14 protein-coding genes are annotated in these 20,611 nt (G+C 74.0%); 11 read left to right on the forward strand and 3 right to left on the reverse strand.

What is annotated here, in order from left to right:
- Nucleotides 1–41 precede the first annotated feature (41 nt).
- The 8 genes from cobA to K1J57_RS17255 all read left to right on the forward strand — a co-directional run bounded on the left by cobA (nucleotide 42) and on the right by K1J57_RS17255 (nucleotide 13,254).
- Nucleotides 42–1,322, forward strand: coding sequence for a uroporphyrinogen-III C-methyltransferase (gene cobA, locus K1J57_RS17220; RefSeq protein ID WP_220559586.1), 1,281 nt, complete (start codon nucleotides 42–44; stop codon nucleotides 1,320–1,322).
- A gap of 63 nt (nucleotides 1,323–1,385) precedes the next feature.
- Nucleotides 1,386–3,284, forward strand: coding sequence for a dynamin family protein (locus K1J57_RS17225; RefSeq protein ID WP_220559587.1), 1,899 nt, complete (start codon nucleotides 1,386–1,388; stop codon nucleotides 3,282–3,284).
- On the forward strand, nucleotides 3,281–5,764 hold the full coding sequence (locus tag K1J57_RS17230) for a GTPase (protein ID WP_220559588.1): 2,484 nt from the start codon (nucleotides 3,281–3,283) through the stop codon (nucleotides 5,762–5,764). The genes K1J57_RS17225 and K1J57_RS17230 overlap by 4 nt, the downstream gene beginning before the upstream one ends.
- Before the next feature lie 544 nt (nucleotides 5,765–6,308).
- Nucleotides 6,309–7,673, forward strand: a complete 1,365-nt coding sequence (locus tag K1J57_RS17235; RefSeq protein ID WP_370634430.1) for a GGDEF domain-containing protein — start codon at nucleotides 6,309–6,311, stop codon at nucleotides 7,671–7,673.
- A gap of 1,203 nt (nucleotides 7,674–8,876) precedes the next feature.
- The gene (locus tag K1J57_RS17240) at nucleotides 8,877–9,869 is read left to right on the forward strand and encodes a DUF4192 domain-containing protein (RefSeq protein WP_255646389.1); all 993 of its coding nucleotides are present in this window, start codon (nucleotides 8,877–8,879) and stop codon (nucleotides 9,867–9,869) included.
- Between the two features lie 63 nt (nucleotides 9,870–9,932).
- A complete protein-coding gene (gene ettA / locus K1J57_RS17245) occupies nucleotides 9,933–11,597 on the forward strand; it encodes an energy-dependent translational throttle protein EttA (RefSeq protein WP_220559590.1) in 1,665 nt (554 codons plus the stop codon).
- Nucleotides 11,598–11,904: 307 nt separating this feature from the next.
- A complete protein-coding gene (locus K1J57_RS17250) occupies nucleotides 11,905–12,429 on the forward strand; it encodes a globin (RefSeq protein ID WP_255646390.1) in 525 nt (174 codons plus the stop codon).
- Nucleotides 12,430–12,690: 261 nt separating this feature from the next.
- Nucleotides 12,691–13,254: a hypothetical protein gene (locus tag K1J57_RS17255; protein WP_220559591.1), complete on the forward strand. Its 564-nt coding sequence runs from the start codon at nucleotides 12,691–12,693 to the stop codon at nucleotides 13,252–13,254.
- A 42-nt stretch (nucleotides 13,255–13,296) separates the two neighbouring features.
- On the opposite strand, the gene K1J57_RS17260 is transcribed toward K1J57_RS17255, so the two are convergent.
- Both K1J57_RS17260 and K1J57_RS17265 read right to left on the reverse strand, forming a co-directional pair.
- Nucleotides 13,297–13,740: a thioesterase family protein gene (locus K1J57_RS17260; RefSeq protein WP_220559592.1), complete on the reverse strand. Its 444-nt coding sequence runs from the start codon at nucleotides 13,738–13,740 to the stop codon at nucleotides 13,297–13,299.
- Nucleotides 13,741–13,930: 190 nt separating this feature from the next.
- On the reverse strand, nucleotides 13,931–16,024 hold the full coding sequence (locus tag K1J57_RS17265) for a prolyl oligopeptidase family protein (protein ID WP_220559593.1): 2,094 nt from the start codon (nucleotides 16,022–16,024) through the stop codon (nucleotides 13,931–13,933).
- Between the two features lie 374 nt (nucleotides 16,025–16,398).
- Here K1J57_RS17265 and K1J57_RS17270 point away from each other — a divergent pair, with 374 nt between their 5' ends.
- From K1J57_RS17270 to K1J57_RS17280, 3 genes are all read left to right on the forward strand, one after another.
- Nucleotides 16,399–16,899, forward strand: a complete 501-nt coding sequence (locus tag K1J57_RS17270; protein ID WP_220559594.1) for an HNH endonuclease — start codon at nucleotides 16,399–16,401, stop codon at nucleotides 16,897–16,899.
- Nucleotides 16,900–17,042: 143 nt separating this feature from the next.
- Entirely contained in the window at nucleotides 17,043–17,249 is a 207-nt protein-coding gene (locus K1J57_RS17275; RefSeq protein WP_220559595.1) for a zinc ribbon domain-containing protein, read from the forward strand.
- A gap of 171 nt (nucleotides 17,250–17,420) precedes the next feature.
- A complete protein-coding gene (locus K1J57_RS17280) occupies nucleotides 17,421–18,623 on the forward strand; it encodes an MFS transporter (protein WP_220559596.1) in 1,203 nt (400 codons plus the stop codon).
- Nucleotides 18,624–18,671: 48 nt separating this feature from the next.
- On the opposite strand, the gene ilvD is transcribed toward K1J57_RS17280, so the two are convergent.
- Nucleotides 18,672–20,534, reverse strand: coding sequence for a dihydroxy-acid dehydratase (gene ilvD, locus K1J57_RS17285; protein WP_220559597.1), 1,863 nt, complete (start codon nucleotides 20,532–20,534; stop codon nucleotides 18,672–18,674).
- Nucleotides 20,535–20,611: the final 77 nt, after the last annotated feature.

A 20,611-nucleotide genomic window follows, 5' to 3' on the forward strand; every position in this document is an offset into this window, starting at 1 on the left:
GCCGGGGTCCGCCGGAACCGACGACCGAAGGGGTGCGCCCCGTGACCTATCTCCTCGGCCTGCGCCTGCACGACCGTGACGTCCTCGTCATCGGCGGCGGCCGCGTCGCCCAACGCCGTGTCCCCGTCCTGCTCCAGGCGGGCGCCCGGGTCACCGTGGTGTCCCCGGCCGTCTCCGCCGCGCTGGAGGACCTCGCCGCCGCCGGGCGCATCACCTGGACCGCCCGCGCCTACGAGCCCGGCGACGTCGCCGGGCCCGGCGCGCCCGCCCACTGGCTGGTCCACGCCGCCACCGACGACCCGCGGGTCAACGCCGCGGTCGCGGCCGAGGCCGAGGCCGCCCGCATCTGGTGCGTGCGCGCCGACGACCGGCACGCCTCCGCGGCCTGGACCCCGGCCAGCGGCCAGGAGGGCGGCATCACCGTCGGCGTCGTCGCCTCCGGCGACCCGCGGCGCTCCGCCGGACTGCGCGACGCCATCGTCGACGGCCTGGCCGACGGGACCCTGGACGCCCGCCGCGGGCGCGAGCGCCTCACCGGCGTCGCCCTGGTCGGCGGCGGACCCGGTGATCCCGGTCTGATCACGGTCCGGGGCCGGCAGCTGCTCTCCCAGGCCGACGTCGTGGTGGTGGACCGGCTCGCCCCCACCTCGCTGCTGGACCGGCTCCCCGCCGACGTGGAGATCGTCGACGCCGCCAAGATCCCCTACGGCCGCTCCATGCTCCAGGAGGAGATCAACCGGATCCTCGTCGACCGCGCCCGGCAGGGGAGGTTCGTGGTCCGCCTCAAGGGCGGCGACTCCTTCCTCTTCGGCCGCGGGGGAGAGGAGGCCGCGGCCTGCGCCGCCGCCGGGATCCCCGTCATCGCCGTCCCCGGCGTCACGAGCGCGCTCGCCGCCCCCGCCGCCGCCGGGATCCCCGCCACCCACCGCGGCGTCTCCCAGGACCTCCACATCGTCTCCGCCCACGTCGCCCCCGGCGACCCCCGGTCCACCGTGGACTGGGCCGCGCTGGCGCGCTCGACCGGTACCGTCGTCGCCCTCATGGGGGTGGAGCGCCTGGCCGCGATCACCGACGCGCTCGTCTCCCACGGGCGCTCCCCGGACACCCCGGCCGCCGTCGTCCAGGAGGCGACCCTGCCCGGGCAGAGGACGGTCACGGGTACGCTGGCCACCATCGCCGATTCGGCCGCCAGGGCCGGAGTGCGGCCCCCCGCCGTGGTGATCATCGGGGAAGTGGTCCAAACAGCGCGGGAACTTGACATACTGCACACGGGGAACCAGTTCGAGACCCATCGACTGGCGGCCGGGCGCGATCTCCCATGACACCCCCCGATGGCATCGCCCGCCCGGTGGGACGCCAGCACCGTTGAGGAGGGCATACCGATCATGACCCGGCCGTCGGCCGCGCCGGACACCACCGGTTCCGGTCCCGCGGGCCGGTTCGGTACCGGACCGGCCGCCACCTCCGACCAGCCCGCCCAGGGCTCCGGACCGCTGCCCGGGGAGGACCCCCGGGCCATCAACGAGGCCCGGCGGGGGCCCACCGTCCCCGTTGCGGCCGGACCCGCCAAACACCGAGCCCCCGTCCCGGAGGACGACCGCTTCGAACAGGTCCTGGAGTCCCTGCGCAAACAGATCCGGGACCTGAGGTTCGCCGACGGCCTCCCCGGGGCCGAGGAGGGGCGCGTCCTGCAGGCCGACGTGCTCGCCCAGCTCTCCGACTACGTGCTGCCCCGGGTGCGCCGCCCCGACATCCCACTGCTCATCGCGGTCGCGGGATCCACCGGCGCGGGCAAGTCCACCCTGGTCAACAGCCTGGTCGGCGAGCAGGTCACCACCACCGGCGTACGCAGGCCCACCACCAACAGCCCGGTCCTGGCGTGCAACCCCGCCGACGTGGACTGGTTCAGCGAGGCCTCCTTCATCCCGTCGCTGCCGCGCGTGCGCCAGCAGGGCCTGGCGATGCCAGGCAAGGACGGCATGCTGGTCCTGGCCGCCACCGAGGCCATGCCGCCCGGTGTGGCCCTGCTCGACACCCCCGACGTCGACTCCGCGGTGGCCGCCCACCACGAGTTCGCGGCCAAGTTCCTCGACGCCGCCGACCTGTGGGTGTTCGTCACCACCAGCAGCCGCTACGCCGACGCCCGCGTGTGGGAGTTCCTCCAGGTCGCCCGAGACCGCGACACCTCCATGGCGGTCGTGCTGTCCCGGGTGCCGCGCAAGGGGCGCCGCAGGCTCCTGGACCACTTCGGCGCCATGCTGGAGGCCAACGGGCTGGGCGCGGCGGCCCGGTTCGCCATCCCCGAGACCGACCAGATCCGGGGCGAGCGCTTCACCTCCAACGTCGCCGACCACATCCGCGGCTTCCTCGCCGACGTGGCGGGCGAGGCCGAGCAGCGCGACCGCGTGTCCCGGCGCACCTTCATCGGGGTCATCGACAGCTTCCGCACCCGGGTGCCCGAACTGGCCCGCCAGGTGGAGACCCAGATCGAGGCCGGCCGTGTCATGGCCACCGCCGTGGACACCGCCTACGCCGACTCCCGGGCGCGCATCGGCAGCGGGCTCGGCGACGGCTCCCTGCTGCGCGGCTCGCTGATCGCCCGTTGGCAGGAGGTCGCCGCCAGCGGCGAGCTCGCCCGCAGCCTGCGCCCGCGCGGCCGGCGCACCCGCAGGGCGGGCCGGGTCGAGCAGGCGGAGCGCGGACAGCGGGTGGCCGCCCTGGAGCGCGCCGTCCGCGACGCCGTCGAGGCCCTCGTTGTGTCCTCCTGCGAACGCGCCTCCGAGGAGGTCGAAAGCGTCTGGCGGGGGGTCCCCGGCGGCGCCGACCTGGCCGCCCGGGCCCTCGACCAGCCCGGCACCGGCCTGCTGGTCCAGCAGATCCGCCACGAGATCGGCGAGTGGCAGCGCGACATCGCCGAGATGACGGGGGAGGCCGGGGCCACCAAGCGCTCCGTCGCCCGCCTGGTCACCTTCGACCGGGACATCGTCACCCTGATCCTCATCATCGACCTGCTCGGCTACGAGCGGTCCAGCTCCGGGGGCGGCGCGCACGCCGCGGAACCCCCCGGCCCGTCACCGCAACGCCTGCTCAAGGGGTTGTTCGGCGCGCAGTCGCTGCGCAGCATCGGCGCGAAGGCGCGGGAGAACCTCATCGCCCGCATCAACGGCCTGCTCGACCGCGAACGGGTCCCGTTCGACACCGCACTGGCGTCGGCGGGGATCCCCTCCGAGGACGCCGCCGTCCAGCTCTACCAGGCCACGTACAACCTTGAGATAGCACGATGACGACTCAGTGGAACCCCGCGCAGGCGCACGGGGACACCGACGCCGCCCCCGACGGGGACGCACCGGCACCCGCGGACAACGGGCCCTGGCGCGGCTACACCGTGCCGGTACCCGAGCACCCGGACCACGCCCGCCACGGAGGGGAGGCGGAGGAGCCCGCGCACGACGGGATCTCCGCCTACCCCGACGACGTGTCGGCCGCTCCGGGCGAGCCCGCCGGAGAGGCGCCCCGGGTCCCCGGGGACGCCGGTGACACCGCACCCGGGGGCGATGGGGCACGGACCCAGCGCCGCAGCGGCCGCCACGCGCGCCACGCCGCCCCGCGCCCCGAGGCCGACCGGCCGGAGAAGGCCGACGACCCGGGCCGCGGGCCACAGGTGCAGGCCGCCGACGAGGACCCCGACGGCCTGGCCGGATGGGTCGGCAGCCTCGCCGAGGCCGCCGACGACACGCGCATCGCCGGACGCAGCGCCGGCACCGGGGCCTTCGCCGCCGTTCCCGCCACGGGCCGCCGCGCCCGGGTGGAACGCGCCGCCCGGGGCGCTTCGGAGGAGGACGGGACCGGAGACGGGGACGGGGAGAGCGCGCCCGAGGCGGCCCCGGATCGGGCCGCCCCGCGGACCGCTCCCGCCGCGGACGACCCCTGGGTGCCCGAACCCTCCGCCCGCCCGGACCGGGACGCGGAACCCGCCGCGGCCGGCGCCGGAGACGAGGAGCCGGAGCCGCTGCCCCGCCGCGTCCCCGGGCCCTCCGCGGTCTCCGGGTCCTTCCGGGCCGTGGACCCCGACGCGGCGGAGCCCGTGGGCGCCGACCCCGACGAGGAGTACCGGCCCACCACCCACGACTCCTGGCAGCACACCAGGAACACCACCCGCGCCGAGCTGGTCGAGCGGCTCGACGCCCTGTCCACCCTCGCCGAACTCGGCCAGGGCGACCTCCCGCAGGAGATCACCGCCCGCTCCGCGCAGCTGCTCGACCACGCCGGGGCCCGCCTGCGGCTGTCCGCCGAGCACACCGTCGTCGCCCTCGCGGGCGGCACCGGGAGCGGCAAGTCGTCCCTGTTCAACGCCCTGTGCGGGCTGGAGCTGTCGCAGACCGGCATCACCCGGCCCACCACCTCCCAGGCGCACGCCTGCGTGTGGGGCCACGAGGGCGCCGACGCACTGCTGAGCTGGCTCGGGGTTCCCACCCGCCTGCGCCACTCGCGCAGCAGCGTCCTGGACTCGGGCAGCTCCGAGCTGACCGGCCTGGTCCTGCTCGACCTGCCCGACCACGACTCGGTGCGCAGCATGCACACCGCCGAGGCCGACCGGCTCATCGGCTCCGTCGACCTGCTCGTGTGGGTGCTCGATCCGCAGAAGTACGCCGACGCCGCCGTCCACCACCGCTACCTGGCCAAGATGGCCGGGCACGGCGCGGTCACCGTCGCGGTGCTCAACCAGGTGGACAAGGTCGAACCCGACGAGCTCAAGGAGCTGCTCACCGACCTGCGCCGCCTGCTGGAGTCGGAGTCCGGTGTGCACCCCCGGGTGCTGACCACCTCCACCCTCACCGGGCAGGGGATCCGGGACCTGCGCGAGTTCCTCGCCGAGACGGTGCGCGAGCGGCGCGCCCTCGTCGACCGGCTCGTCGCCGACCTGGACCAGGTCGTGGCCCCCTACGCCGAGTACATCGGCGAGGCGGAGGTCCCCGAGAACGTCCCCGCCGACGTGCGCTCGCGCGTCCAGGAGGGGCTGGCCCGGGCGGCCGCCGTCACGGCCGTCGCCGACGCGGTCGAGGCCAACGACGTCCGCCGCGGGCGGCGCCGGGTGGGCTGGCCGGTCGCCCGCCGGGCGGCCCGCCTGCGCAAGGACCCGCTGGCCGCGGTCCAGCTCGACTTCCTGCGCAAGGACGGCGGCCAGGTGCTGGGCGGCCCGGTGGACGCCCACGAGGCCGAACTGGAGACGGTCCTCTCCGACGCGGCCGACACCGTCTCCGAGGACATGCCCGCGCCGTGGCGGCGCCGGATGCGCGCCGCCGCCCGGTCGGCGGTGACCGAGCTGTCCGCCGAGCTGGGCGGGGCCGTGGCGTCCGCCGTGGGCGACCCCGACCAGAGCCCGTCGTGGTGGCGGATGGCGCGGTCGGTGCAGTTCGCGCTGCTGGCCGTGGCCGGGGTCGGGCTCGCCTGGGCGCTCGTGGCGCTGGTGAGCCGGCTGGGCGGGGGGCTCACCGGGATCGCGATGTTCGACGACGTGGTGTTCGTGGCCTACGCCTCGGCCCTGGTCGTCGCCGCCCTCGCGGTGGGGTGGCTGACCGGCGTCGGCTGCGGCAACCTCGTGGAGGTGGCCGCGGTGCAGCGCCGGGAGGACGTGGAACGGGCGGCCCAGGCCAGGGTGCGGGAGATCGCCGCGGCGCGTGTGGTGGAGCCGATGGAGGCCGAACTCGCGCGCTACCGGGCGTTCCGCGCCGCGTACGAGGTCGCGGCACCGGCAGAGGAGTGAGAACGGCGGCGGCCTCCCCGGGAGGCCGCCGCCGTTGACGGCGAGGCCCGGGGTGGATGGTGTCAGATCATCTGCACCCGGGCCTTGTCATTGGGCTCAGACCCAAATTATGCCGCTGCCGATCATCTGAACTCCTTCTGGGCAGGTCCGCGTCAGCGTCCCTGGGACGGTGGAGCATCGAGTGGGGCGGTGCTCCAAGAGCCGGGAGGCGGTTCCGGATCCTAGAGCAGAATGCCCTAGTTCTCGTGTTCTATCCACCCCCGTTGTGGTACTCGATCTCATTGGTCTTCCCAGACCCATTCTCGTACACTGAGCAATTAAGCTATTACTCAAAGTAATGTAAAGTGATAGGGTGTCGCCTTGCCCGGGAACCGAGGGTCACCACTTGGGAACACATCTATCCAGAAGTGGTCACCGGGTGGCACGGTAGGGGAACGCCGAGCGAGAAGCCTCCGTCCTAGGGGGGATTCCGGAGGAGGTGGGTCACGATCGGTGCCGAAAGGGGAGGGGTGGCCGTGGTGGAGGGCGAAGGGAGGGCAGGGGAGTGAGGGACTCGGAGAGGCGCAGGCCGCCGCTCGGTGCCTTGGACCGGGCGCGCTGGCCGTTCCTTCAGGAGCCGCTCGGGCTGATCGTCTACATGTCCCTGATGGTGCTCGTCGCGCTCTTCCTGTGCGGGTTGGCGTTCGCGGTGACCGTCTTCTCCGTCATGGATCTCGTCGTCCTCGTCGTTTTCACGATCGGTGCCGCCGTCTGTGTCGAGGGCAGCCGGAGGCTGGAGACGCAGCGGCACGCGGGGAGCAGCCGCGACCTCCTGGGCGCCTGGTGGTTCCCCGTCGTCCTGCTCCTGCCCCCTGTCTACGCGTTCCTCATCCCCATCCCGATCTACCTCCTCAACCAGCAGCGGATCCGGCAGACCCTGATGTACCGGCGGATCTTCAACATGGTCTCCGTCGGCCTGTTCGGGTTCTTCGTCTCCGTCGCGTGGCACTGGCTGATCAGCGGCGACCTGATGGAAGGGCTTCGAGGGTCCGGCGAGGTGTCCCAGTGGCTGGCGACCCTCCCGGGGCTCCTGGTCGCCTTCGCCGGCTGTGCCGTGTTCACCCTCATCAACACGCTGGCCGTCGCCCTGGCCATCCGGATCAGCATGCGCGGCAAGCGGAAGCTGCCGCCCCTGTGGGACCGTGAGTCGCTCATGGTCGACGCAGTGGAGATCAGTATGGGCATCGTCGTCGCGGTCCTGTGCAACATCTCCCTGTTCCTGGTGCCCATCGCGCTGCCGCCGATCCTGCTGCTCCAGCGGAGCCTGCTCTACCAGCAGCTGCAGAACGCGGCGCGGACCGACCCCAAGACCGGGCTGCTCAACGCGCCCACCTGGGAGCAGGAGGCCTCGATCGAGATCGCCAGGGCCCGTGCCGCCCGCCACCGGTCGGCGGTCCTGATCATCGACATCGACCACTTCAAGCGGGTCAACGACACCCACGGACACCTCTTCGGGGACCAGGTGCTCATGGGGGTGGCGACCACGATCTCCCACCACCTGCGCCAGTCCGACCTGCTCGGGCGGTTCGGCGGCGAGGAGTTCGTGGTGCTCCTCCCGGGCTCCGACGTCAACGAGGCCTGGCACGCCGCCGAACGGCTGCGCGTGGAGGTGGGCTGCATGGAGATCGAGGTGGACAAGGTCAAGGTCGCCGTCACCGTGTCGGTCGGCCTGGCCGTGGTCGGGGAGCACGGGAACGACCTGGTGGAGCTGCTCACCGCCGCCGACCTGGCGCTGTACCGGGCCAAGGAGACCGGGCGCAACCGGGTGTGCCTGCCGGACGGCCGGGAGGACGGCCGGGGCCCCGAGTCGCACGGGGGCGTCGGGACACAGGCCGTCCCGGAGAGCCCGCAGGGCATCGCGGAAGCCTGACGGGCGGCGGGCTCCCGCGAGGCCGGGGTTTTCCACAGGTGGCAGAAGGCCATTGCGCGCGGTCGCCCGGTCACGCACCGTGAATATATGCACTTCGACCAGGATCGTTCCGCCCAGCACCCCGCGTCCGACGACCCCCGGCCCCCGCTCCCGCGCCGCCGCCTCCCCGATCCCCGACCGCCCGCCGACGACCTCCCGACCGCGCCCGCCCCGAATCCCGGGCGCGAGGGTCTCCCCCCGCCCGCACCGAAACCGTCCCGTTCCGTTCCGCCCGCCGAGGGTCCGCCGCCCGCCTCTGCTCCGCGTCGCGAAGGCCTCCTCCCGCCCGGGGCGAAGCCGCCCCGCTCCGGACCGCTCGCCGATGGCTCGGCTCTGAACCCGTGGCCCGAAGGTCTCTCCTCGCCTCCGTCGAAGCCGAGCCGTTCCGTTCCGCCGGCCGACGGCCCGCCGTCCGCCCCTGCTCCGCGTCGCGAAGGCCTCCTCCGGCCCGGGGCGAAGCCGCCCCGCTCCGGCCTGTCCGCCGGTGGCTCGGCTTTGAACCCGTGGCCCGAAGGTCTCTCCTCGCCTCCGTCGAAGCCGAGCCGTTCCGTTCCGCCGGCCGACGGCCCGCCGTCCGCCCCTGCTCCGCGGCCCGAAGGCCTCCTCCGGCCCGGGGCGAAGCCGCCGCGCTCCGGGCCGCCTGCGAACGCACTGCCGCCCGTCTCGGCCCCGTGGCGCGAGGGTCTTTCCCCGCCCGTGCCGGAACCGTCCCGCCCCGGCCCGCCCGCCGACGGTTCGGCTCTGAGCCCGTGGCCCGAAGGTCTCTTTCCGTTCGGGTCGAAAGCGTTCCCTGGTGTGCCCGGTGACGTATCGCCTTCCTCGGATGTGCGGCGCGATGGCCCCTACCCGTTCGGGACGAAGCCGCCGCGCTCCGGGTCGGAGGCCGGCCGCGGGGCGGGTGCGCGGCCCGGCGGCGCGGTCCGGCCGACCGGACCGCCGGGCGGCGGCGACCGCCCGCCGCCGCCCGTTCGGCAGGGCGACGCGGACCCGCCGGGGGAGGAACGGGAGGACGGGGCCCCGGGGGTGCCCCCGCCCGCGGATCCCGACGGCGGCCCGGCCGCGGACCGCGCGGCGCGCCGGGGCCGTCCCCCGGAGGGCGGCCCCCCGGACCCGGGTGCGCGGGGGGAGCGGCCGCCGGGCGGCGCCGTCCGGCGGGGGAGCGCGGTGGAGGGGGTGCCGGTGGGCGGGCGCCTGGCGCTGCGCAACCCCCTGGACATCATTGCCGGGATGCCCTACCTGGTGGGGGAGCCGCCCGACCCCGGGATCGTGGTGCTGGCGGCCAAGGGGGTCGGCGTGTACGCCGCGTTCTGCGGTGCGCTGGACGGGGCGCACGGGCACCTGTCGCCCATGGAGCGGGCGCGGCCGCCGGTCGACCTGGCCGTCGCCGAGGGCTGCGGCGGGCTGCTCATCGTGGCCTACGGCGCGGCCGAGAGGGTCACGCCCTACGTCGACGCCCTGATGCTCACGGCGCGCGAACGCGGGGTGAACATCATCGACGCCCTGCGCGTCACCGGCGGGCGCTACTGGTCCTACACCTGCGCGTCCCCCACCTGCTGTCCGCCCGAGGGCACCGTCGTCGACGTCGACGGCTCGCCGGTGCCGGCCGGGGCCGTCCTGCGCGGCATCGCCCCCGTCCGGCCGCCCCGCGTCCCGCCCGCCGAGCTCCGGCGCGTCCGCGCCCTGCTGGCCCCCGTCGGCGGACCCGAACGGGCGGCGGTGGGAGCCGCCGCGGAGGCGTTCGCCCTCCGGGTGCGGGCGCTGTCGGAGGACACCCGGGTCGCCCGGGGCACGGCGGCGGTCCGGGCGGCCGCCGACGCAGAGGGGCTCCCCGGGCGCGAGGACACCGCCCGGCTGGGCGTCCACCTCGGGCACCTCCGGGTCCGGGACCGGGCCTGGTCGGCCATCACCGCGGACACCGCCCCGCGCCACCGCGACCTGTGGGGCCACCTGGTCCGGCACCTGCCCGACCGGTGGCGGGCCGCCCCCGCCGCGCTCACCGCGGTCGCCGCCTGGCAGCAGGGGGACGACGTGCTCGCCATGGCCGCCGTGGAGACCGCCCTGGCGGCCGACCCCGGCTACTCCATGGCGGTGCTCATGGGGCGGGCCCTGGCCTGGGGGCTCCCGGTGGAGCGGTGGCGCGATTCCACGGGGGAGTGACGACCGCTCGGGTGGCCCCCGCGATGGCGGGGGCACGACCCGCGACGCCCTAGGCTTGGAGGCATGCCGGAGTACATCTACACCATGAACAACGTGCGCAAGGCGCACGGCGACAAGGTCGTCCTGGACAACGTTTCGGGGTCGTTCCTGCCCGGAGCCAAGATCGGTGTCGTGGGCCCCAACGGTGCGGGTAAGTCGACGCTTCTGAAGATCATGGCCGGCATCGAGCAGCCGTCCAACGGCGAGGCGCGCCTCATGCCCGGGTTCACGGTCGGCCTGCTCGCCCAGGAGCCCCACCTCGACGCGAGCAAGACCGTCCTGGAGAACGTCGAGGACGGCGTCGCCGAGACCAAGGCGATGCTGACCCGCTTCAACGAGATCGCCGAGCAGATGGCGACGGACTACTCCGACGACCTGCTCGAAGAGATGGGCAAGCTGCAGGAGCAGCTCGACCACCGCAACGCCTGGGACCTGGACAGCCAGCTGGCCCAGGCGATGGACGCGCTGCGCTGCCCGCCCGGGGACGCCGACGTCAGCCGGCTCTCCGGTGGCGAGAAGCGCCGCGTCGCCCTGTGCAAGCTGCTGCTCGAGCAGCCCGACCTGCTGCTCCTCGACGAGCCCACCAACCACCTCGACGCCGAGAGCGTGAACTGGCTGGAGCAGCACCTGGCCAAGTACCCGGGCACGATCATCGCGATCACCCACGACCGGTACTTCCTCGACCACGTGGCCACCTGGATCCTGGAGCTGGACCGCGGCCAGTTCTACCCCTACGAGGGCAACTACTCCACCTACCTGGAGACCAAGCAGGGCCGCCTGAAGGTCGAGGGGCAGAAGGACGCCAAGCGCGCCAAGCGCCTCAAGGACGAGCTGGAGTGGGTCCGCTCCAACGCCAAGGCCCGCCAGACCAAGAGCAAGGCCCGCCTCCAGCGCTACGAGGAGATGGCGGCCGAGGCGGACAAGACCCGCAAGCTGGACTTCGAGGAGATCCAGATCCCGCCGGGTCCGCGCCTGGGCACCACCGTGGTCGAGGTCAAGAACCTCACCAAGGGCTTCGGCGACCGCGTCCTCATCGAGGACCTCAGCTTCTCGCTGCCGCCCAACGGCATCGTCGGTGTCATCGGCCCCAACGGTGTCGGCAAGACCACCCTGTTCAAGATGATCGTCGGCGAGGAGACCCCGGACCAGGGCTCCATCAACGTCGGCGACACCGTCGAGATCTCCTACGTCGACCAGTACCGGGGCCGCATCGACGACTCCAAGAACGTCTGGGAGACCATCTCCGACGGGGAGACCTTCATCCAGGTCGGCAAGGTCGAGATCCCCAGCCGCGCGTACGTCGCCGCGTTCGGCTTCAAGGGCTCCGACCAGCAGAAGAAGTCCGGCGTCCTGTCGGGCGGTGAGCGCAACCGCGTCAACCTGGCGCTCACCCTCAAGCAGGGCGGCAACCTGCTGCTCCTGGACGAGCCCACCAACGACCTCGACGTCGAGACCCTCGGCTCGCTGGAGAACGCCCTCCTGGACTTCCCCGGCTGCGCCGTGATCACCTCCCACGACCGCTGGTTCCTGGACCGCGTCGCCACGCACATCCTGGCCTGGGAGGGCGACGCGAACTGGTTCTGGTTCGAGGGCAACTTCGAGTCCTACGAGAAGAACAAGATCGAGCGCCTGGGTCCGGACGCCGCGCGTCCGCACGCGGTCACCCACCGCAAGCTCACCCGCGACTAGGGCGTGTTCGGTGGATGCTCTCGAGCGTTTCGGCGCTTGCGCCGAATGCCGGGAGCGGCCGCGGGGCGATCTCTCGTAAGACGGCCGGCGCGGGTCGGCCCGGATTCGGCCGTCCGAGCGCGGGCGCGCGGCGAGAGGCGGCCTCGCGGCCGCGACCCGGAATGATCCGCCGAACACGCCTTAGCCCGCGGGCGGAGCCCTCGTGCCGGGGGCCGCGGGACCGGTGACGGTCCCGCGGCCCCCGGCCTTTATTCCGGGGCCGTACGGCCCTCGGAACGGGGGCGGAACGTGGCATACCCTAGGGGCGATGACTTCCGCGCGCGATGACCACAGGAGCCCGGGCGAGGAGCCCGTGCACATGACGTTCTACGAGGCCGTGGGCGGTGAGGAGACCTTCACCCGCCTGGTCCGCCGCTTCTACGAGGGCGTGGCCGACGACCCCGTCCTGCGGCCCATGTACCCCGAGGAGGACCTGGGGCCCGCCGAGGAGCGGCTGCGGCTGTTCCTCATCCAGTACTGGGGCGGCCCGCGCACCTACAACGAGCAGCGCGGCCACCCGCGGCTGCGCATGCGCCACGTCCCCTTCCGGATCGGGGCCGCCGAACGCGACCTGTGGCTCCGGCACATGCGTGCCGCCGTCGACTCCCTGGACCTGCACGAGGTGCTGGAGCGGCAGCTGTGGGAGTACATGGTCATGGCGGCGCACAGCATGGTGAACGTCCCGGAGGAGGCGCCCCGCCCGGCGGTCGCCGACCCCACCCGGGTCTCCGTGTCCTCCGAGGGCGGCGACGAGGACGACGACGGCGAGACCGTCACCATCTCCCTGAAGTAGCGCCGGCCCCCGGGTCGGCGCCGGCCCTGACGGGCGCCACCGGCCGGTTCCGGACACCGCCCGCGCGGACGCCCGGCGGCCGGTCTATCTTCTGGGGATGCACAACGACTCCTCCGGACGTCCGCCCGCGGGCGGACCCCCATCACCGGCGCCCCCGGGGCGGGCGGGCCGCCCCACCCCGGCGCGGTCCCCGTCCGCCCCGGGCCGCCGCACCCCCCGCGGCGCTCCCGGGTCGGGCTGATCCTGCTCGCGATCGGCGGGGTGCTGCTGCTCCTGGTGGCGGGCGGCGGCGTGGGCGCCGCCTACGCCCTGGGGTGGCTCGCGCCCGAGCCCCCCTACACGTCCGCGCCGCAGGCCTGCGAACTGGTCGACCCCGGCGTCCAGGAGCGGATCGCCCCGGGCCGGGGGCTGGAGCAGCAGGACGACGACCTCTTCACGATGCCCACCAGCCACTGCCTGGTGGCGGACACGGCCGCGGGGGACGGCTCCCTCGACTTCACCCTGGCCGCGCAGGTGTTCACCAACGACCCCGACGGCCTGGTCCGCGACACCGGCCAGGAGCGCGCGGCCGAGGAGTTCGGGATCAACTACGTCGACCGGCTGGGCCTGGTCCCGACCACCGACGGCAACGGCGTCCCGGCGTACACCGTCTTCCAGGAGGACGTGTACGGCCGGACGGCGCACGCGGCCGCGCACGTGGAGAACCTGATCGTCCACGTCACCGTGTTCGGCGGCGACCCCGAGGACGCGTCGGCGGACCACGAGGCGCTGGCCCTGGAACTGCTCACCCACGCCCTCGAACAGGCGGGTCCGCCCGCCTCCTGACCGCGTCCCCGCGGGGGCGCGGACGGCGGCCGCACGCTCCGGTCAGATGTACCGGGCCAGGAAGGCGCGCTCGACGCCGTTGAGGCGTCGGGCGCGCTGCGTGGGCACGTCGAAGCCCACGAGCACGGTCCGGGCGCGCAGGTACACGCGCTCGTCGTCGAGGATCTCGTAGGCCAGCGAGAAGCTGGCGTTGCGCACCTCGGTCACCCACAGCTCCACCCGCACCGGCTCCGAACGCGGCAGCAGCGGCGCCACGTAGTCGGCCTCCTGGCGGGCCACCACCATGGCGCCGAACACCTCCTCGCCCTCGACCGCTCCGCCGAAGCGCAGGAACGAGATGCGGGCGTCCTCCAGGTAGGTCAGCATCCGGACGTTGTTGACGTGGTGCTGCGGGTCGAGGTCGGCGTAGCGGACCTGCGCCAGGTGTACGTGGCGGCGCGGCCCGGTCTCCGTTCCGGTGCCCGCGGCCTCCTCGGTCTGTGTCACGTCCGTGTCCTCTCGTGGCTCTGCGCGGGTGGGCCCGGTACCGATTCTCCCAGCAGGGGGCGCGCGGGCACACGGCCGGGCGCCCGGGAGGCCTGTGTCCTTGCTCTCCCGGGGGCGAGAGCGGGCCCACCCCGGAGCACGGCCGGGCGGCGCGCCCCGCGGCCCGGCCGCGGGGCGCGCCGGGCCGGGGTCAGCCCGCGTCCAGGCCCAGGTGGTGGGCGAGGAACCCCAGCTGGTCGGCGTTCAGCTCCACGCTGCGGCTCACCGAGCGGGTGCTGTGCCCCACCTCCGCCTCCCGGCGCAGCAGCACCGGGCGCTCGTCGACCGGGGCCGAGGTCGCCCACTGCAGCTGCGCGCACAGCTTGCGGGCGTGCAGCGGGTCCACCCGGGTGTCGTTGTCGAACACCGTGAAGAGGACGGCCGGGTACCGGGTGCCCTCCCGCACGTTGTGGTAGGGGGAGTAGCCCAGCAGCCACCCCAGCTGCTCGGGGTCGTCGGCGCTGCCGTACTCCACGCTCCACAGCCGGCCCAGCCCGAACCGCTCGTAGCGGACCATGTCCAGCAGCGGGGCCGAGCACACCGCGGCCGCGAACAGGTCCGGCCGCTGGGTGACCATCGCCCCGACCAGCAGGCCGCCGTTGCTGCCGCCCATGACCGCCAGGCGGTCGGTGTCGGTGACCCCGGTGGCGATGAGGTGCTCGGCCGCGGCCGCGCAGTCGTCGAACACGTTCTGCTTGTCGGCGAGCATGCCGCCGCGGTGCCACTCCTCGCCCTCCTCCAGGCCGCCGCGCAGCCCGGCCACGGCGTACACGCCGCCGGCGCGCACCCAGGACAGGGCGGTGGCCGAGTAGCCGGGGGTGAGGGAGATCCGGAAGCCGCCGTACCCGTACAGGATGGTCGGCCGCGGGCCCTCGGCCGGGGCGGCGGGCGCCATCACCAGCATCCGGACGGTCGTGCCGTCCTTCGAGGTGTAGGCGACCTGCTCCACCCGCACGTCGGGCACGGTGACGGTGCCCGGGGCGCTCTCCCACAGGTCCACCGCGCCGGTGCCGGCGTCGTAGCGGTACACCGCGGACGGGGTGGTGCTGTCGGTGTAGCCGAACCAGGCCTCGTGGCCGCCCTCGGGGCGTTCCAGCAGGCTGCCGATGCTCCCCAGCCCGGGCAGCGGCAGCGTGCCCAGCAGCTCGCCGGTGGCCAGGTCGTGCCGGGTCACCTCGCCGACCGCGTGCCGGGACCAGGAGACCAGCAGCTCGGGGCGCTCCAGCCCGGGGCCGTCCAGGACCGCGTAGTCCTCCAGCACGGCGTCGTCGGCCTCGGCCACGAGCGTGCGCCAGTTCTCGTACCCGGGCGCCGCGGGGTCGGCCACGCACAGGCGTCCGCGCGGGGCGTCCCGGTCGGTGAACAGGTACAGCCGGCCGTCCCGGCCCACCCGGGCGGACAGCGACGCGGCGGCGTCCTCCTGGACGCTCACCCAGGCGGGCGCCTCGTGCGGGCTCCGGGTCAGGTCGGCCAGCCACAGGTCGGTGTGCGAGGAGGTGCCCTTGGCGGCGTCGAGCACCAGCCAGCGGCCGTCCGGGCTCACCCATACGCCGAAGTACTCGGTCTTGTCGCGGCCCTCGCCGAAGATCAGCACGTCCTCGTCGGCGGGGGTGCCCAGCCGGTGCAGGTAGACGCGCCGGTGGTAGTCCTGCTCCCCGTCGGGGACCTGCTCGGGGGGCAGCTTGCGCACGTAGTAGAAGGCCGACGAGTCCGGCAGCCACGCGACGGGCGTGTACCGGGCCCGGTCGATGGGCCCGTCGACGATCTCGCCGGTGTCCACGTCCATGACCCGCAAGACGGACTCCTCGTTCCCGCCCTCGGACAGCTGGTAGGCGAGCAGCCGCCCGGACGGGTCCGCCTTCCACGCGTCCAGCGTGGTCAGACCGGTGGGGTCGAGCGCACCGGGGTCCAGCAGGACCCGCTCGGGGCCGTCGCCGTCCCGCACGTACAGGACGGGGTGCTCCTGGTCGGCGGTCCGGCGCCCGGAGAAGCGGCGCTCCCCGCGCCACACGGGGGCGCCCACGCTTCCGGCGCCCATCAGTTCGCGGACGTGCGCGGCGAACAGGTCCCGGCCGGGCAGGTGCGCGCCGAGTTCGGAGAACAGGGTGTCCTGGGCGGCCGCCCATTCCTTGGCCGGGGCGGATTCGGGGTCTTCGAGCCACCGGTAGGGATCGGCGACGGGACGGCCGTGCAGGGTTTCGACGAGGTCGAGGCGCTCGGCCGTGGGATAGCGGTGTTCAGGCATGCTTCGCACTCTATCCACCGCTATCTCACTCGCGATCGGTATGGGAAGGGAACATGGAACGTGGTTTCGGTGACTCGCATTATGACCAGGAATAGCGATAACAGCGGGTTCACGACTCGGGCGGGGGAAATTGGGGTGGCGCCGGAGCCTCCCCACCACGCACACTGAATGCGGGACGCAACTCGGCGGGACCACCGGGAGGTCCGTGTGGCAAGGCGTACAGAGCCACCGATCACGGGATCGGTGCACAGGGAGGTCTCCTGGCTGGCCGAACGGCTGGCCGGGGAAGAGACACGGTCGTCGCACCCGACGGCCGAGGTGTCGCGATGAGCGGCGCGCGCAGCAGGGAGGGCGGTCCAACCGCCCGCCGGCACGTGCTGCTTCTCAACGCGAGTTTCGAACCACTCACGACATTGCCGCTGCGCAGGGCGATCCTGCTCGTGCTGCGGGAGAAGGCGGAGGTCGTCCACCGCGACGACGCAGGGGCGGTGCTCCACTCGGCGACGCACTCGTACGAGGTGCCGTCGGTGATCCGGCTCAGGCGCTACATCAGCGTCCCCTACAGCCGCAGGGTCCCCCTCACCCGGGTGGCGCTGATGCGCCGCGACCGGCACACCTGCGGCTACTGCGGGAAGAAGGCGGAGACCATCGACCACGTCATCCCGCGCAGCCGCGGCGGCGCGCACGTGTGGGAGAACGTGGTGGCGGCCTGCAAGCCGTGCAACCACCGCAAGGCCGACAAGTTCCTGGACGAACTCGGCTGGGAGCTGCACGTCACCCCCAAGGTGCCCAAGGGTCCGCACTGGCGGCTGATCAACGGGGACCTGCACGGCGACCCGCAGTGGGAGCCCTACATGGCGCACCTGGCCGCCTGACGGCCCTGAACGCCCCGGCCGCGGGGACAGCGCGTCCCGCCCCCGCGCCGCACCGCCGCCCCCGGCGCGCCCTCCACGGGCCGCCGGGGGCGGCTCTTCGCGCCCGCCCCGCCCCGGCGGGGAGCCGGCCGTATTCTGGGGGCATGCCCAGATACGACTTCCGGTGCCGCGAGTGCGGCGACACCTTCGAACTCTCCCGTCCGATGGCCGAGTCCGGGGACCCGGCCGCCTGCCCGCAGGGGCACGGGGACACGGTGCGGCTGCTGTCCACAGTGGCCGTCGGCGGGCTGGCCCCGGCGCCCGCGTCCAACGGCGGCGGTGGCTGCTGCGGGGGCGGCTGCTGCGGCTGACCGCGTGCGGTCCACGAGCGGAGGGGCGGCCCGCCAGGGCCGCCCCTCCGGCCGTTCCGGGAGCGGGCCGGGCCGGTGTCGACGGCCGGAAACCGCCGGTCCGGGGGGTACGGACTCTGCTGCAATGGGGCCCGCATCCCAGTGGACCCCTAGCGGACGGAACCCGTGTCGATGACGATCCCTCTCGCCCCCGGCCCTCCCGTGGCGCCGGAGCGCCCGCCCCTGCTCTCCTGGCTCGCCGTGCTCTCGGTGACGCTGGGGATCTTCGCGATCGTCACCACCGAGATCCTGCCGATCGGGCTGCTGACCTCGATCGGCGCGGACTTCACCGTCTCCGACGGGGTGGCCGGGCTGATGATGACCATGCCCGGCCTGCTGGCCGCGGTCTCGGCGCCCCTGGTCACCGCGCTCACCGGGGGCGTGGACCGCCGGGCCATGCTGGCGGTGTTCATCCTCCTGCTGGCGGCGGCCAACATCATGACCGCGCTCGCGTCGAGTTACTGGCCGGTGCTGCTCGCGCGGGTGATGGTCGGCGTCACCATCGGCGGCTTCTGGTCCATCGGGGCGGGGCTGGCCGGCCGCCTGGTCCCCGCCGCCCGGACGGCCCGGGCGACCGCGGTGATCTTCTCGGCGGTGCCCCTGGGGTCCGTGCTCGGGGTCCCCCTGGGGACCCTGGTCGGCGACGCGGCGGGGTGGCGGACCGCTTTCGCGGCCCTGGCGGTCCTGAGCCTGGGGGTCCTCGTCCTGCTGCTCGCGGTGGTCCCGCCGCTGCCGGCCGAGGAGCCGACCCGCGCGGGGGCGCTGGCCGACGCGCTCGGCGGGAGCGGCACCCGGGCCGCCCTGGTGCTGACGTTCCTCGTGGTCTTCGCCCACTTCGCCGCCTACACCTACATCACACCGTTCCTGGAGCAGGTGACCGGGGCGGGGCCCGGGCTCGTCACGGTCCACCTGCTCGCCTACGGTGCGGCGGGGGTCGCCGGGAACTTCCTGGGCGGCGCGGCGGCGGCGAGGCGCCCCGGTGCCGCCTTCGCGGGGGCGGCCCTGCTGATCGCCGCCGCCACCCTCCTGCTCCCGGTCCTGGGCGGGGGCGCGGCGGGCTCGCTGGCCCTGCTGGTGCTGTGGGGCGCCGCCTACGGAGCCGTGCCGGTCTGCTCCCAGACCCTCTTCGCCCGGGCCGTGCCCGGCTCGCCCGAGGTCTCCGCGGTGCTCTTCACCGCCTCGTTCCAGGCGACGCTCTCCCTGGGCGCGCTGGCCGGGGGAGCGGTGGTGGACCGGTCCTCGCCCCCGGCGGTCATGGTGCTCGCCGGCGCGGTCGCGCTCCTGGCGGTGGCGGCCGTCCTCCTGCGCCGCCTCGGGCGGGCCGGGAGGACGTGAGCGCGGCGAGGGGCCGGACCCGTACGGGTCCGGCCCCTCGCTCCGCGGTCAGCGCTCGATCTGGGACACGTCGCGGGCCGCGCCGGTGGAGGCCGAGGTTGCCATCGCGGCGTAGGCGCGCAGGGCGGCGGTCACCGGCCGCTGCCGGTCGCGGGGCTGGAACCGGCCCAGCTCCTTGAGCAGGCGCTCGCGGCGGGTGTTCAGCTCCTCCTCGGACACCTCCAGCACGAGGCCCCGGTTGGGGATGTCGATGCTGATGATGTCGCCGTCCTCGACCAGGGCGATGTCACCGCCCGCGGCCGCCTCCGGGGAGGCGTGGCCGATGGACAGCCCCGAGGTGCCGCCGGAGAAGCGCCCGTCGGTGATGAGCGCGCAGGCCTTGCCCAGGCCGCGCCCCTTGAGGAAGCTCGTCGGGTACAGCATCTCCTGCATGCCCGGGCCGCCCTTGGGGCCCTCGTAGCGGATGACCACCACGTCGCCCGGCTCGACCCGCTTGCCGAGGATGCCGTCCACGGCGTCCTCCTGCGACTCGAACACCTTGGCCGGGCCGGAGAAGGTCCACAGCTCCTCCTCCACGCCCGCGGTCTTGACGATCGCGCCGTCCGGGGCGAGGTTGCCGAACAGCACGGCCAGGCCGCCGTCCTTGGTGTAGGCGTGCTCCACCGAGCGGATGCAGCCCTTCTCCCGGTCGGTGTCCAGGCTGTCCCAGCGGGTGCTCTGCGAGTACGCCCGGGTGCTGCGCACCCCGCCGGGGGCGGCGTGGAACAGCTCCACGGCCTCGGGCAGGACTCCGTCGGAGGTGATGTCCCACTCGGCGAGGTACTCACCGACGGTCTTGCCGTGCACGGTGGGCAGCGAGGTGTCCAGCAGCCCGCCGCGGGCCAGCTCGCCCAGGATGGAGGGGATGCCGCCCGCCCGGTGGACGTCCTCGATGTGGTACTTCTCGGTGTTCGGCGCGACCTTGCACAGGCACGGGACCCGGCGCGAGACCGCGTCGATGTCGGTGAGGCCGAAGTCCACGCCCGCCTCGGTGGCGGCGGCCAGCAGGTGCAGGATCGTGTTGGTGGACCCGCCCATGGCCACGTCCAGGGCCATGGCGTTGCCGAACGCGGCCGGGGTGGCGATGGACAGTGGCAGCACCGAGTCGTCGTCCTGCTCGTAGTACCGCCGGGCGGCCTCCACGACCAGGCGGCCGGCGTCCTCGTACAGGGCCCGGCGCGCGGTGTGGGTGGCCAGGACGGTGCCGTTGCCGGGCAGCGCCAGGCCGATGGCCTCGGTGAGGCAGTTCATCGAGTTGGCGGTGAACATGCCCGAGCACGAACCGCAGGTCGGGCAGGCGTTCTCCTCCAGCTCGTCCAGCTCGGCCTGGGACACGCTCTCGTCGGCCGCGGCGATCATGGGGTTGATCAGGTCGAGCTTCTTGACGGTGGTGGCGGTGCCGTTCACCACGGTCACCTTGCCCGCCTCCATCGGCCCGCCGGAGACGAACACGGTGGGGATGTTCAGGCGCAGCGCGGCCAGCAGCATGCCCGGGGTGATCTTGTCGCAGTTGGACACGCACACCAGGGCGTCGGCGCAGTGCGCGTTGACCATGTACTCCACGGCGTCGGCGATCAGCTCGCGGCTGGGCAGCGAGTACAGCATCCCGCCGTGGCCCATGGCGATGCCGTCGTCGACGGCGATGGTGTTGAACTCGCGGGGGACGCCGCCGGCGGCGCGCACGGAGTCGGCGACGACGTCGGCGACCTCGCGCAGGTGCACGTGCCCGGGGACGAACTGGGTGAAGCTGTTGGCCACGGCCACGATGGGCTTGCCGAAGTCCTCGCTCTGTACGCCGGTGGCGCGCATGAGGGCGCGCGCTCCCGCCATGTTCCGGCCGTGGGTGACGGTGCGTGAGCGTAGGGGTGGCATGGCGCGGACTCCCATCGATACGGGTGTTTCCCCACGATGGTAGTCCCCTTTCGGCGCGCTCGCGGTCTCAGGGGGAA

This window comes from Nocardiopsis sp. MT53 (assembly GCF_019598965.1).
GTDB lineage: Bacteria > Actinomycetota > Actinomycetes > Streptosporangiales > Streptosporangiaceae > Nocardiopsis > Nocardiopsis changdeensis.